Origin of the sequence: Arthrobacter sp. 131MFCol6.1, assembly GCF_000374925.1 — a bacterium.
GTDB lineage: Bacteria > Actinomycetota > Actinomycetes > Actinomycetales > Micrococcaceae > Arthrobacter.
Genome location: NZ_KB895541.1, coordinates 1,165,879 through 1,179,880, shown reverse-complemented (window position 1 = coordinate 1,179,880; position 14,002 = coordinate 1,165,879). Strand labels below are relative to the sequence as shown.

The 14,002-nt window shown below is 68.9% G+C and carries 12 protein-coding genes; 9 read left to right on the top strand and 3 right to left on the bottom strand.

The genetic code is table 11. The annotated features are described in order from the left end of the window. Nucleotides 1-15: 15 nt before the first annotated feature. The 4 genes from C566_RS0105495 (at nucleotide 16) to C566_RS0105480 (ending at nucleotide 4,158) form a co-directional block, all read left to right on the top strand. Nucleotides 16-375, top strand: a complete 360-nt coding sequence (locus C566_RS0105495; protein ID WP_018773342.1) for a zinc ribbon domain-containing protein YjdM — start codon at nucleotides 16-18, stop codon at nucleotides 373-375. A 14-nt stretch (nucleotides 376-389) separates the two neighbouring features. Continuing rightward, on the top strand, nucleotides 390-1,520 hold the full coding sequence (locus C566_RS0105490; protein WP_018773341.1) for an NAD(P)-binding domain-containing protein: 1,131 nt from the start codon (nucleotides 390-392) through the stop codon (nucleotides 1,518-1,520). A 134-nt stretch (nucleotides 1,521-1,654) separates the two neighbouring features. Beyond that, nucleotides 1,655-2,800: a class I SAM-dependent methyltransferase gene (locus C566_RS0105485; RefSeq protein WP_018773340.1), complete on the top strand. Its 1,146-nt coding sequence runs from the start codon at nucleotides 1,655-1,657 to the stop codon at nucleotides 2,798-2,800. 155 nt (nucleotides 2,801-2,955) lie between these two features. Further along, nucleotides 2,956-4,158, top strand: a complete 1,203-nt coding sequence (locus C566_RS0105480) for an ROK family transcriptional regulator (RefSeq protein WP_018773339.1) — start codon at nucleotides 2,956-2,958, stop codon at nucleotides 4,156-4,158. Nucleotides 4,159-4,176: 18 nt separating this feature from the next. Here the strand turns inward: C566_RS0105480 and C566_RS0105475 are convergent, their stop codons facing one another. Beyond that, complete coding sequence (locus C566_RS0105475; protein ID WP_018773338.1) at nucleotides 4,177-4,374, bottom strand: hypothetical protein; 198 nt, start codon at nucleotides 4,372-4,374, stop codon at nucleotides 4,177-4,179. Between the two features lie 430 nt (nucleotides 4,375-4,804). Here C566_RS0105475 and C566_RS0105470 point away from each other — a divergent pair, with 430 nt between their 5' ends. Together C566_RS0105470 and metE are read left to right on the top strand one after the other, a co-directional pair. Next, nucleotides 4,805-5,821 carry a methylenetetrahydrofolate reductase gene (locus C566_RS0105470; protein ID WP_018773337.1) on the top strand — a complete coding sequence of 339 codons (1,017 nt, stop codon included), beginning with the start codon at nucleotides 4,805-4,807 and terminating at the stop codon, nucleotides 5,819-5,821. 48 nt (nucleotides 5,822-5,869) lie between these two features. Next, the gene (gene metE, locus C566_RS0105465) at nucleotides 5,870-8,203 is read left to right on the top strand and encodes a 5-methyltetrahydropteroyltriglutamate--homocysteine S-methyltransferase (RefSeq protein WP_018773336.1); all 2,334 of its coding nucleotides are present in this window, start codon (nucleotides 5,870-5,872) and stop codon (nucleotides 8,201-8,203) included. A 242-nt stretch (nucleotides 8,204-8,445) separates the two neighbouring features. Here metE and C566_RS0105460 read toward each other — a convergent pair whose 3' ends face one another. Next, nucleotides 8,446-8,952, bottom strand: a complete 507-nt coding sequence (locus tag C566_RS0105460) for a DUF2004 domain-containing protein (protein ID WP_018773335.1) — start codon at nucleotides 8,950-8,952, stop codon at nucleotides 8,446-8,448. Between the two features lie 109 nt (nucleotides 8,953-9,061). Here C566_RS0105460 and C566_RS0105455 point away from each other — a divergent pair, with 109 nt between their 5' ends. After that, entirely contained in the window at nucleotides 9,062-10,459 is a 1,398-nt protein-coding gene (locus C566_RS0105455) for an aldehyde dehydrogenase family protein (RefSeq protein ID WP_018773334.1), read from the top strand. A gap of 125 nt (nucleotides 10,460-10,584) precedes the next feature. Here the strand turns inward: C566_RS0105455 and C566_RS0105450 are convergent, their stop codons facing one another. Beyond that, nucleotides 10,585-11,505, bottom strand: a complete 921-nt coding sequence (locus C566_RS0105450) for a LysR family transcriptional regulator (RefSeq protein WP_018773333.1) — start codon at nucleotides 11,503-11,505, stop codon at nucleotides 10,585-10,587. A gap of 316 nt (nucleotides 11,506-11,821) precedes the next feature. Here C566_RS0105450 and C566_RS0105445 point away from each other — a divergent pair, with 316 nt between their 5' ends. Both C566_RS0105445 and C566_RS0105440 read left to right on the top strand, forming a co-directional pair. After that, complete coding sequence (locus C566_RS0105445) at nucleotides 11,822-13,243, top strand: NAD(P)/FAD-dependent oxidoreductase (protein WP_018773332.1); 1,422 nt, start codon at nucleotides 11,822-11,824, stop codon at nucleotides 13,241-13,243. Further along, nucleotides 13,240-14,001, top strand: coding sequence for a DUF1365 domain-containing protein (locus C566_RS0105440; protein ID WP_018773331.1), 762 nt, complete (start codon nucleotides 13,240-13,242; stop codon nucleotides 13,999-14,001). Before C566_RS0105445 ends, C566_RS0105440 begins: the two co-directional genes overlap by 4 nt. Nucleotide 14,002 lies beyond the last annotated feature (1 nt).

The window sequence follows — 14,002 nt, the reverse complement described above, 5'->3', positions numbered from 1 at the left end:
GCTAAACTTGGTCGGGTGAACGACTCCCTGCCCCCGTGCCCCGAATGCTCCAGCGAATACACCTACGAAATGGGGGCACTCCTGGTCTGCCCGGAGTGCGCGCACGAATGGTCCGCGTCCGCGGAGACTGACGCAGAAGCCGACGCCCCAGCGGCCGCCGTCATCAAGGACGCGGTAGGCAACGTCCTCGCCGACGGCGACACCGTCACCGTGGTCAAGGACCTGAAAATCAAGGGAAGCTCCACCGTCATCAAAGTCGGCACCAAGGTCCGCGGCATCCGCCTGGTCAACGGTGTCGGCGACCACGACATCGACTGCAAGGTGGACGGCGTGGGCCCCATGCAGCTCAAGTCCAGCGTCGTCAAGAAGATCTGACCGGGAACGCGACCGTGACCGCTGAGACGGTGCGGGCGGCCGACGTCGTCGTGGTCGGCGCCGGCCAGGCAGGACTGTCGGCGGCCTACCACCTTCAGCGCCGCGGCTTCGTCCCGGCCGCAGCTGACGCGGCCGGCCCCGACGCGGCCAGCCCGGCCCCCGCCGGGACATACATCGTGCTCGACGCCGAGGACGGGCCCGGCGGGGCCTGGCGGCACCGGTGGAAGAGCCTGCTCATGGCCACCGTGAACGGCATCAGCGACCTCCCGGGAATCCCGCAGCCCGACGTGGACCCCGCCGAGGCCAGCTCCAGTTTCCTCACCCGCTATTTCGGCGGGTACGAACACGACCTCGGCCTCGCGATCGAGCGGCCGGTGAAGGTGCAGTCGGTGAGCCGGGAGGACGATGATCCGGCCGGGCGGCTGAGCATCGCAACCTCCCGCGGACGGTTCTCGGCCCGCGCCCTCATCAACGCAACCGGCACCTGGACCCGGCCGTTCTGGCCCATCTATCCGGGCAGGGCCAGCTTCCGCGGCCGGCAGCTGCACGTCGCCGACTACGTGTCCGCCGACGAATTCCGCGGGGAGCATGTCATCGTGGTCGGCGGCGGGATCTCGGCCGTCGGGCTGCTCGATGAGATCTCCAGGGTCACCACCACCACCTGGTTCACGCGCCGGGAACCGGTCTGGCGCGAGGCCGCCTTCGACCGGCAGGCCGGCCACGACGCCGTCGCCCTGGTCGAGGAGCGGGTGCGCCAGGGCCTGCCGCCGCAGAGCGTCGTCTCCGTGACGGGCCTGATCTGGACCCCGGCCCTGCGCGCCGCCGCCGCGCGCGGCGTCCTGGACCGGCACCCGATGTTCACCGCGATCGAACCCGACGGCGTCCGGCTGGCCGACGGCAGCTTCCTCGCCGCCGGGGTCATCCTGTGGGCCACGGGATTCCGGGCCGAACTCGAACACCTCGCCCCGCTGCACCTGCGCGGACCCGGCGGCGGCATCGCGATGGACGGCACCCAGGTCGCCGCCGAGCCCCGGGTCCACCTCGTCGGCTACGGGCCCTCCTCGTCCACAATCGGCGCCAACCGGGCCGGCCGGGCCGCCGTCGCCGGAATCGTCACACTGCTGGCCCGGACCGGTATAACTTAAAGCAACGCGGGGTCACTTACGGCCCATCCCGGAGTGCAGGACGGACCGTAAGTGACCCCGCGTTGAAGTGCAGTGCCGAAGTTCCAAACACCCAGCTAAATTCCCACCCGAGAAGAAACGGCGGCACAACGCGCGTGGCGGACAACAGCTTCGAATCCCTCTTTGCCCGGCTGCGTAGATTCCCGGATGTGGAGGCCGACAACCTGCAGGCCTGGGACGCCACGGACAGGCTCCTGCTGGACTCACTACTTGAGATGCGCGCGGCCGGCCTGCTGCCGCCCGGCGGCCGGCTCGCGGTGGTGGGGGACCGGTACGGTGCCCTGACCCTCGGCGCCCTGACCCTCGGGGCGGAGGCCGTGCGGGTCCAGCAGGACCTCATCACCGGTGAACGGGCGCTGCGGGCGAACGCCGAGGCCCTGGGCATCGACGGCGGCTTCCAGCACCTCCCGTTGGGCGCCGAACTGCTGGAGGGAGCCTCCCTGGTCTTGCTGCAGTTGCCGCGGTCCCTGGCGGAACTTGAGGAGATCGCCGACGCCGTGGCCCGCTACGCGGCGCCCGAGGTAGTGCTGGTCGCGGGCGGACGCGTCAAACACATGAGCCTGGGCATGAACGCCGTCCTGGGCCGCTACTTCGGCGACGTCCAGCCCCAGTTGGCGCGGCAGAAATCACGGCTCCTGCTGGCCCGGAGCCCCAAGCCGGTCCCGGCAGCGCTGCCCTTCCCGGTCACTGAGGTCAACGACGGACTGGGGCTCACGGTCTGCGCCCGGGGCGCCGTCTTCGCCGGCACCGGGCTGGATATCGGGACCAGGTTCCTGCTGGACTTCCTGCCCCGGATGCCGCACGCCACCCATGCCGTTGACCTTGGCTGCGGCACCGGAATCCTTGCCGCGATGTACGCCCGCGCCAACCCCGGTGCCCGCGTCACCGCCACCGACCGGTCCGCCGCCGCAGTCGACTCAGCCTTGGCCACCTCCCGGGCGAACGGCCTGGACAGACGGATCGACGTGCTCCAGGACGACGCCATGAGCTCCCTCCCGGACGCCAGCGCGGACCTGGTCCTGCTCAACCCGCCCTTCCACCTGGAAGCGGCGGTCCACTCCGGCGCGGGGATCAAGCTGATCGAAGCGGCCGGCAGGGTGCTCGCCCCGGGCGGGGAGCTCTGGACCGTGTTCAACAGCCACCTGCACTACCGGCCGGCCCTGGAACGGCTGATCGGGCCCACACGCGAGGCCGGCAGGAATCCAAAATTCACCGTCACGGCCAGCACCCGGCGGCCTTGACGAAAGAAACTTTGTGTCAGTAAAGCGCAAGTGTGGGCGCACGCCTGCACGTAACGTACGATTCTGACAACTGCTGTGCGTGGCCAAAACGTTTAGAGGTATCAGTGACCGAGTTCCGGCAACCCTCGCCGAGGCGAGGGACCAACCTACCGAAGATGGGCGACTTCAACCTCACGGTCATCTTGGACGCCATCCGCCGCACGCCGGGCGGGCTGAGCCGGGTGGAACTCGCCCAGATTGTCGGACTCTCGCCGCAGACTATCTCCAACATTTCCCGCCGCCTGCTGGACCAGCACCTGATCGTCGAGGCAGGCAAGGAAGGCACCGGGCCGGGCAAGCCCAGGACCATGCTCCGGCTGAATCCCGCGGGGATGTATGCCGTGGGCGTCCACCTGGACCCGGCCGTCCTCACGTTCGTCGTGCTGGACCTGCTCGGCGCCGTCGTCCGGCACTCACGGATCACCACCCCGCCCGGCACCGACCCCAGGGCTGTCATCGAAACCATCGCGGGCGAAATCAAGAGGCTCATCCTGGACTCCGGGGTGGACCCGGACCGGATCGCCGGGCTCGGGGTTGCGTCGCCGGGCCCCATCGACCTCAACGAGGGCGCCGTCGTGGACCCGCCGCTGCTGCCGGGTTGGGACCACGTGGGGCTGCGGGATGCCCTGGCGGAAGCCACTGGCCTGTCCACGCTTATGGACAAGGACGTCACCAGCGCAGCCGTGGCCGAAACCTGGGCCGGCGGCCCCAGCGGAGAGGGCAGCTTTGTCTTCATGTATATGGGGACCGGGATCGGCTGCGGGATCGTCCTCAATGACGAAGTCGTCCGCGGGACCTCGGGCAACGCCGGGGAAATCGGACACATCGTCGTCGACCCGGGCGGCGCCCTCTGCGACTGCGGGCAGCACGGATGCGTGAAGTCCTCCGCCATCCCGCAGGTCCTCGTGGCGCAGGCCGAGGCGGCCGGGATATTGGATGGTTCACTCCAGGACAGGAGCGCACCGGCAGTCCAGGAGCGGTTCGCCGAGTTGTGCGCGATCGCCGACGCCGGCAACGATGAAGCCAAGGAAATCATTCGAGGGTCCGCAGTCCTCGTGGCCCGTGCGGTGTCCGTCGTCACCAACGCCCTGGACGTGGACCGGGTAGTGTTCGGCGGCCCGTTCTGGACATGCCTCTCAGCGGCCTACCTCGAGCTGGTCCCCGGACTCGTCGAGGCAAACAGTGCCACCCGGAGGATCCATGGGATCGAAGTCGTGGGCACAGGGGTAGGCGAGGACGTCGGCGCCGTCGGTGCGGCCTGCCTGGTGCTCGAACACACACTGGCCCCGCGCTCCCAGCGGCTGCTCCTGGGGGACTAGGCAGGGGCTGACCGGACGTCAGTCGATGTCCTCAACCACCGTCCCATACGGGATGGTGTCATCCAGATGCGCCTGGTGGCCATGCGGAAGCACGAGAATCCGGACCCCGTGCAACCTCTCTGCGGCCGACTGCATGAGGACTGGCCGGACGGTGTTGATGAAGCTCTCGCTCTTGCCGGCGAGGTACTGCTGGTAGCTGGCTGGAAGCTGAATCATGGCAACAGGATAGTCCTGACCAGGTGCGTTGGGGAGAGCGGGCCGCGCGGGGCGAAATTGGCGCCTTCGGCGAACATTATTCTGCCCGGCGCCGCAAACGCCCGTAAAGGTGCGTCTTAATTCGGACGCCGACTTGAAGGGCACCCCGGCCGGGTCTTAGAGTTCTATACAAGTTACCTCAGTAACGTGTCAGCGATCCTCCGCTGAAAGCTGCCCCCGGGCGGCCCAGGAGGGTGTGGGTGCCCCCATGTGGGCCTGACATTTGCTCACGGACAACTTCGTATCAGGCGTAACAGTCGCGGCTGCGCCCTGCTGAAGTTCCCTCCGTGTTCCCCAAACTCAATTCACTGACGACGGAGTTTCCGTTTCTGGTTCCGGTCCGCCGGGATTCCGGATCTCCCGGCGGCAGTGTTCAAAGCCAAGGACGCAAATGTCACCTCCAAGCCTTATCGATACCCATCCCAATCTTGCCGGCGCGGCCCCTGTTGCGCTGTCCTACGAGCTGTTCCCGCCGCGGTCGCCCGCAGCCGCCGAATCCCTCTGGACCACCATCGGCGAACTGGAAGCCACGGACCCGGACTACGTGTCCGTGACCTACGGGTCCAACGGCTCCAACCGCAGCACCGCCGTCGATCTCGTCAACCGGCTCGTGCAGGAAACGACGCTGCGGCCCCTGGCCCACCTGACCTGCGTGGGGAATTCCCCGCAGGAGCTGGCGGAGATCATCGGCGAACTGCTCGACGTCGGCGTCCGCGGCATCCTCGCCCTCCGCGGCGACCGGCCCAAAGACGGAGAAACCCCGCCGCCGGGATCGCTCCGGTACGCCCAGGACCTGATCGAGCTCATCCGCCGCGTGGAGCAGCGCCGCTCGGCACTGCTGTGCGCCGGCAGGGTCGCGGTCGGCGTCGCCGCCTACCCGACCCGGCACCCGGAATCCCCGAGTGAGGCGCACGACGTCGAGGTCCTGCTGGCCAAGCAGCGCTCCGGCGCCGACTTCGCCATCACCCAGGTCTTCTTCCACACCGAACAGTACGCCGACCTCCTGGCGCGGGCACGCCGGGCCGGGGTGACCATCCCGATCATTCCCGGGGTCATGCCGCTGACCAGCCTCCGGCGGCTCGCCCGGCTCGGCGAACTGACCGGCGTGGAACCGGCCCCGGAACTCATCGAACGCCTCGCGGCCGCCGATACCGACGCCGAGCGGACCCGGATCGGGGTCAGCGCCACCGTTGATCTCGCCAACGCAGCCCTGGACGCCGGAGCCCCCGGCATCCACCTCTACACGTTCAATGAGCACGCCGCGGCCCTGGACGTGCTGGACAAGCTCGCCCTGCCCCGGCCGCGTAGCGGCAACAAGAACAGCGGCAGCCGGCAGAGCGGCAACCGGCACGGCGCCGGCCGCATCAGCGCATCCCGGGGCGCCGCCAGCGGCCAGCTCGCCAGCTAGGCACAACAACTTCCCTCCGTACAGAACCACCAACACCTAGGACTTCCCATGACTGAACTTCCCATCACCCCCTTCCCGTCCGCCTCGATCCTCGGCTACCCGCGCATCGGCCGCCGCCGCGAACTCAAGAAGGCCGTCGAGGCCTACTGGGCCGGCAAAATCGACGCCGCAGCCCTGGACGCTGCCGCCAAGGAAATCCAGCTCGGCACCGCCAAGCGCCTCCAGGGCCTGGGCCTGACCGAAGCCGCAGCCGTCCCCGGCACCTTTTCCTACTACGACCAGGTGCTCGACGCCGCCGCCCACCTCGGCGCCGTGCCGGCCCGCTTCGGGAACCTCCTCAACGCGCAGGGGCAGCTCGCCATCGACGGCTACTTCACCCTGGCCCGCGGCAACAAGGACCAGCAGCCGCTGGAAATGACCAAGTGGTTCGACACCAACTACCACTACCTCGTGCCGGAAATCGGTCCGGAGACCAACTTTGCGCTGACCTCGAACCGGATCGTCGAGGAATTCGAGTACGCCCTCGCCAACGGCGTCGAGACCCGCCCGTACATCGTCGGCCCGGTCACGTTCCTGCTGCTGAGCAAGGCCTCCGACGACGCCCCGGCCGGCTTCAGCCCGCTGTCCCGCCTGGAGGACGTCCTCCCGGTCTACACGGCGCTGCTGCAGAAGCTCGCCGCCGCCGGCGCCAGCTGGGTCCAGCTCGACGAGCCCGCCCTCGTGGTGGACCAGGACACCCCGGCCGTGGAAATCCAGGCCGCCGTCGCCCGCTCCTACGAGGCCCTGGCCGCCGCGGCCCAGCGCCCGCAGCTTTTCGTCTCCACCCCGTACGGCGCGCTCAACGGCCAACTCGGCACCCTTGCCGCCACCGGCATCGACGCCCTGCACCTGGACGTCTTCAAGGGCGAGGTCCCGTCCGCCGCGGCCCTGGCCGCGCTGGGCAACAAGACCCTCGTCGCCGGCGTCGTGGACGGCCACAACATCTGGCGCAACGACCTCGCCGCCTCCGCGAAGAAGATCGCCGAACTGAAGACGTCGGTGGCCAAGCTGGCCATCAGCACTTCCACCTCCACCCAGCACGTCCCGCACGACGTCGACGAGGAAGTCCAGCTCTCCGCGCAGCTGCGCAGCTGGCTGGCCTTCGCCGACCAGAAGGCCGTTGAAGTCGTCACCCTCGCCGGCCTGCTGACCGACGAAGCAGCCGTCCAGCCCGCCATCGACGAGGCCACCCGCGTCATCGCCTCCCGCGCCGAGGCCGAGGGCGTCCGCCGCGGCGACGTCCGGGCACGCACCGCCGCACTGACCGGCGCCGACTTCAACCGCTCCGCCTACGCCGTCCGCGAGGCAGCCCAGGAGAAGGCGCTGCACCTGCCGGCGCTGCCCACCACCACCATCGGTTCCTTCCCGCAGACCTCGGAAATCCGTACCGCCCGGGCCCGCGCCAACCGCGGCGACTTCACCACGGAGCAGTACGAGCAGCTCATGAAGGACGAGATCAAGCGCGTCGTTCAGCTGCAGGAAGAGCTCGGCTTCGACGTCCTGGTGCACGGCGAGCCCGAGCGCAACGACATGGTCCAGTACTTCGCCGAGAACCTCGAAGGCTTCGACGTCACCGTCCACGGCTGGGTCCAGTCCTACGGCTCGCGCTGCACCCGCCCGTCCATCCTGTGGGGCGATGTCACCCGCAGCGCCCCGATCACGGTGAAGTGGGCCGAGTACGCCCAGTCCCTGACCAGCAAGCCGATGAAGGGCATGCTCACCGGCCCGGTCACCATCCTCGCTTGGTCCTTCGTCCGCGATGACCAGCCGCTCGGCGAGACCGCCAACCAGGTGGCGCTGGCCCTCCGCGACGAGATCGCCGACCTCGAGGCGGCCGGCATCAAGGTCATCCAGGTGGACGAGCCGGCGCTCCGCGAGCTCCTGCCGCTGCGCAAGGCCGACCAGGCCGCGTACCTGGACTGGTCGGTGAAGTCCTTCCGCCTCGCCACCGCCGGCGCCGCGGACGCCACCCAGGTCCACACGCACCTGTGCTACTCCGAGTTCGGCGCCATCATCGACGCGATCGACGGCCTCGACGCCGACGTGACCTCGATCGAGGCCGCCCGCTCCCGCATGGAGGTCGTCCACGACCTCGAGTCCCACGGCTTCGGCCGCGGCGTGGGCCCGGGCGTCTACGACATCCACTCGCCCCGCGTCCCGGGCGAGCAGGAAGTCACCGAACTGCTCAGCACCGCCGTCAAGCACGTCCCGTCCCGCCAGCTCTGGGTCAACCCGGACTGCGGCCTGAAGACGCGCGGCTACGCCGAGACGGAAGAGTCCCTGCGCAACCTGGTCACCGCCACCAGGACGGTTCGCGCCGAGCTGCTCTCAGCTGCCAAGTAACACAGGCCACCAAGTAGGCAGCGGCCAAATAGTGGAACCCCTTAAGCGGGGGCCGCTAAATAGGCAGCCGCCAAGGAGTTGGCTCCACGCACAAACGACGCCGGCCGGTCACCTTCGCAAGGTGGCCGGCCGGCGTCGTACGTTCTTGATCATCGATTGCTGAGCAGCCGCCGTTTTGAGCGCCCAGAAGGGCATCTTCGGAGCAACCGACGCAGGATTAGCAGCGACCCAGGATTCCCGAGTCAGGACTCCCAGAGGATTTCGTCGTCGACGACGCCGTCCTCATCCGCGGAAGCGACGAGGATCTCGTCGGTGAAGTGCTGGCCCAGCGTGAAATCGAGGACGAAGTAGCGTTCCGGCTGGCCGGGGTAGATGCCCACGTGGCCGAGCTTGAGCGCCTTGAGGAAGACCTCGTCGGTCAGCTGGCTCTTGTCCTCGACGCCGAAGACCTTTTTGAGGTGTTCGTCCTTGATCGCGTTGCAATGGAAGTGGCGGTACTCCTGCGGGCTGGTGCCTTCCTGGTCCAGTTCCTCGGCGATCATTTCGCGGACCTGGTCCACGAGTTCGGGCAGGAAGCGCAGGCGGTAGTCAACTTTATGCATGGCAGCTTCATCAAAATGGTCATGCGCGTTGACATTCAGGTCAAGCTCCACGGTCTGGCCCGCCAGCTCATGCGTGGCGGTGAGATTATGCTCCCGTCCGTGGTTGAGCTCGACCTCGCCGAAGTGCTTGCTCGCTACCTTGTTCATATCTTCAACATAGTCCTGAAAACCGGACCATTCCAGCGTTGAAGAGTTTTCCGTGGCGTCATATCCAGTCCCCGGCCGGCGGACGGCCGCATGACTGTACATTGATCGGATGCAGCATGTAATCTCACCCGTCATCCGTGCCCGGGCCGCGTTCGACGCCGGGACCACCCGTCCGCTCATCTGGCGGCTGGATCAGCTGGGCCGGCTGCGGCGCATGCTGGCGGAGCGGCACGCGGACTTCGCCGGGGCCCTCGCCCGCGATTTGGGCAAACACCACACCGAGGCGCAGCTGGCGGAGATCGGGTTCGTAGACGCCGAGGCGGCGCACCTGGAGCGGCATCTCGAAGACTGGCTCCGGCCCCGCCGCGTGCCGGTGCCGTTGGCAGTGCGGCCGGCCCGGGCCTGGACCGAACTCACCCCGCTGGGCGTGGTGCTGGTGATCGGGCCGTGGAACTACCCGCTGCAACTGCTGCTCGCCCCGCTCGCCGGAGCCCTGGCCGCGGGCAACACCGTGGTGCTCAAGCCGAGCGAACACGCCCCGGCCACCTCGGCGGCGCTGGCCCGCTGGATTCCCGAATACCTGGCCGGCGCCGCCGAGGTGGTGGAGGGCGGCATCCCGGAGACCACGGCGCTCCTGGCCGAACGCTTCGACCACATCTTCTTCACCGGGGGAGAAGCCGCGGCCAAGGTGGTCATGCGCGCGGCGGCCGAGCACCTGACCCCGGTGACCCTGGAGCTCGGCGGCAAGTCCCCGGCGTACGTTGACGCGTCCACGGACCTGGCCACGGCGGCCAAACGCATCGCCTGGGGCCGGTTCATGAATGCCGGGCAGACGTGCGTCGCACCTGACTACGTCCTGGCCCGGGAGGAGGTCCTGGAGCCGCTGCAGGCCGAGCTGATCAAGGCCGTTACGGCGCTCTTCGGAACGGACCCGGCGGCGAGCCCGTCGTACGGCCGGATTGTCGATGACCGCCACTTCGCACGGCTCGCTGCCCTGGCGGATGCCAGCACGGTGGTGCACGGCGGACAGCGCGACGCCGCCAGCCGCTACTTTGCGCCGACCCTGCTGCGGCCGGCGCCCGGCGACGCCGTCATGGCGGAAGAAATCTTCGGACCGCTGCTGCCACTGGTGCCCGTGGACGGGCTCGACGCGGCCATCGAGGAGGTCAACGGGCGCGCCAAGCCGCTGGCACTCTACGTCTTCAGCAAGGATCCACAGACGCGCCGCGCCTTCGCCGGGCGGACGTCGTCCGGGGCCCTGTGCGTCGACGTTCCGGCGGCCCACCTGTCCATCCCCGGGCTTCCGTTCGGTGGGGTCGGCGGCAGCGGCATGGGGGCCTACCACGGGGAACATTCGGTGCGGACGTTCTCGCATGAGCGCCCCACCCTGGACAAGCCGCTTTGGCCGGACACGCTGGAAGCGATCTACCCGCCGTACACCCGGACCAAGCACCGGATCATCGACGCGCTGGTGGCGCCGGTCGGGAAGCGGGCCAGGAAGCGCTGAACGCCCGCCGGGCTGACCGGCCTCCACGCCGTCCCCTTTGACCTCCCAGCCGACGTCGGCCCACCGCTGCCGGCCATTCAGCCCAGGCCCCTCAGCCCAGGCCTTTCAGCTCAGTCCCCTTGAGCTCAGTCCTTGCGCGCGGTCCCGAGCCGGTGCATCGTCTCGGCCAGCAGCTCCACGAACAGCTGGACCTGGGCCGTCCGCTTCTCGTTGATCAGCAGGGCGAAAACATTCCGTGCCAGCCGGATCTCCGGCACATCGAGGACCACCACGCCGGCCGGCCGGTGCCGCAAGGCGAGCTCGGGGACGAGGGCGGCTCCGAGCCCGGCGGCGGCCATCTCGAGGCTGGCGTGGAAGTCATCGCTGTAGGCCACCACGCGGGGGTGCAGGTTGCAGCTCGCGAAGAGCCGTTCGATTACCGTGGCATCGGACGTGCCCGGGTGGTGCATGATCCAGGGCATATCCGAGAGGTGCGGCGCGGCCACCTTGGAATCCGTGCCGATGCCCCAGGCCGCCGGCAGCACCACGCGGAAGTCGTCGTCGCCGATCCACTGCCGGTCCACGGTGTGCGGCCAGGCGAGGCCGGACTGTCCCACCTGGTACACCAGGGCGACGTCGAGTTCGCCGCCGGTCCGCAGCCCCTGGATGGTCTGGGCCGGTTCCGCGACCGAGACCCGCAGGTCGATGCCGAGCTTCTTCCAGGCCGGGTTCTGCAGGATCGGCGGCAGCACATAGGTGGCGAGGCTCGGGAAGATGCCCAGCCGCAGCTCCTGGCTGGGGCTTTCCTGCGCCCGGGAGGCGGCGGCCATCAGCGTCTCGATGTCCGTCAACACCTTGGCGGCGTGCCGGGTCATCACGACGGCGGCTTCGGTCGGCTGGATGCTGCGGGCCGCGCGCTGGAACAAGGTGACGCCGGTGTCGCGTTCCAGGGCCGACATTTGCTGGGAGACGGCCGAGGCCGTGTAGCCGAGCCGGGTGGCGGCGGCCGCAAACGATCCAAGCCGGATCACTTCCACAAGGGTCCGGAGATGGACGGGGTTGATCAAGGGCTGCCCTTCGCCTGGTTGCGGGTCCACGGAGACGGGACCGGAATTCCCGCTTCATTGTGGCATATCCGGCCCTCCGGCGGCCGTGCCGGTAAATCTGCCGGATGTCTGTCGGAGGGACTGCACGGAATGTCTGCGCTGCGCGGCCGGGCCGATGCAGGAGAATCCGAGGAACCCAACCCAAGGGACGGATGATGGCGTCACTGGCGACGGTCTGACGGCAGAACTAAAAAATCCCAGATTCATACTCATCCGGCCGCCCGACGGCCACGAATTGCCCATAAGAGACTTCGGGCCAGACAACAGGAGCAGATCAGTGTCGCAAGCAGCAGGGATTCCGGCAGGCCGGCGGGTAGCCGTCATCGGCAGCGGAGTGGCGGGGCTGACCGCCGCGTACGTGCTGAACGGGCAGGACCGGGTAACGCTCTTCGAGGCCGACTCCCGGCTCGGCGGCCACGCCCACACCCACGATGTGCCGCAGCAGAACGGGCCCACCCTGGGCGTGGACACCGGCTTCATCGTCCACAACGAGCGGACGTATCCCACCCTCCTGCGCCTGTTCGCCGAGCTCGGCGTCGAAACCCAGGACTCCGAAATGAGCATGTCCGTCCGCTGCGACGGGTGCGGCCTGGAATACGCCGGTGCACGGGCCAAGGGGAGCGGCATCATTCCCCGGCCGTCCACCCTGCTGCGCGGCCGCTACCTGAGGATGCTGCTGGAAGTCACCCGGTTCCACCGCCGGGCCCGTGCCCTGCTGGCCGAACCCGCCACAGGCACGGCAGCCGACGGACACGAGCTCACCCTCGGGGAGTTCCTGGCGCGGGAGAAGTTCAGCAGCTACTTCATCTCGCACTTCATGACCCCCGTGGTCAGCGCCGTGTGGTCCTGCGACCCCACCACTGCGCTGGCCTACCCGGCCCGCTACCTGTTCACCTTCCTGGGCCACCACGGCCTGCTCGGCGTCAAGGGCTCGCCGCAATGGCGGACCGTCACCGGCGGCTCGCGCAGCTACGTCGACAAGGTCGCCGCGACCCTGCCGGACATCCGGCTCGCCAGCCCGGTCACCGCGGTGCAGCGGCACGCCGACGGCGTCGACGTCACGTCCGCTCTCGGCGCCGGGACCGTGCGCGAGACCTTTGATGCCGTCGTCATCGCCACCCACCCTGCGCAGGCCCTGCGCATGCTCACCGACGCCTCGGCCGCCGAGCGGGCCGCCCTTGGCGGCATGCCGTACTCGGTGAACCAGACGCTCTTCCACCGTGACGAGGCCGTGCTGCCGGCCAGTCCCAACGCCCAGGCTTCCTGGAACTACCGGCTGCCGTCCTGCGACGCCCGGCCGGACAAGGTCCTGGTCAGCTACGACATGACCCGGCTGCAGCGGCTGGACCCCGTGGACGGCGGCCGGTACATCGTCAGCCTCGGCGAATCCGAGCTGATCGACGACGCCACAGTCCTGGACCGGATGGTCTACGAGCACCCGCAGTACACGCCGGAGTCGCTGGCGGCGCAGCAGCGGATCCTCGCACTCGGCGACGAGCGTCTGGCCTTCGCCGGTGCGTACCACGGCTGGGGATTCCACGAGGACGGCGCCCTGTCCGGCCTCAAGGCCGCCGCCCGGCTCGGCCGCGACTGGGACCAGCTCCCCGTTAATATCGGCACGGTGGCCGTGGACCCGGACCTCCAGCCGGCCGCAGTCCAGCCGGCCACAGTTCAACCGGCCACGGTGGAGGTGCCATGAGCGCGCCGGCCACCATCCACCCGGCCGCCCTCCACGGCGCGGCCATCTACCGCACCGCCATCGCCCATGTGCGGCGCACCCCGCTGCGCAACGCGTTTACCTACCGCAGCTACAGCTGGTACGTCGACGTCGACCACCTCCCGCGGCTGCCGCGCTTGCTCCGGCCGCTGGCCGGCTTCCGGGTGGAGGACCACCTCGGCGATCCGGGCGGCACCCTGCGCGGCAACGTGGAAAGCTACCTCGCCACCCAGGGGATAAAGCTCGACGGCGGACGCATCACCATGCTTGCCAGCGCCCGGGTGTTCGGGCACGTGTTCAACCCGCTGAGCGTGTTCTGGTGCCACAGCGCCTCCGGTGAGCTGCGCTGCGTCGTCGCCGAGGTCCACAACACGTACGGGGAGCGGCACTGCTACCTCCTCGAAACCGACGCCACGGGCAGGGCGAGCGTCCCGAAGGCGTTCTACGTCTCGCCGTTCAACGACGTTGACGGCGAATACCGTATGAAGCTCCCCGAGCCCGGCGAACGGCTCGCCGTATCGATCGTCCTGGAACGGGAGGGGCAGCAGCCCTTCATCGCCACCATGGACGGCGTACGGCACGAAGCGAGCGTGCGGAACATCGTGTCCGCGGCGCTCGCCGTCCCCGCGGCCCCGCTGCGTGTCGCGGCACAGATCCGCTGGCAGGGCATCAAGCTGTGGGCGCGCCGCCTGCCCATCATCAAGAAACCACACCACCCTTCACAGGAGGCAGTTCAGTGAC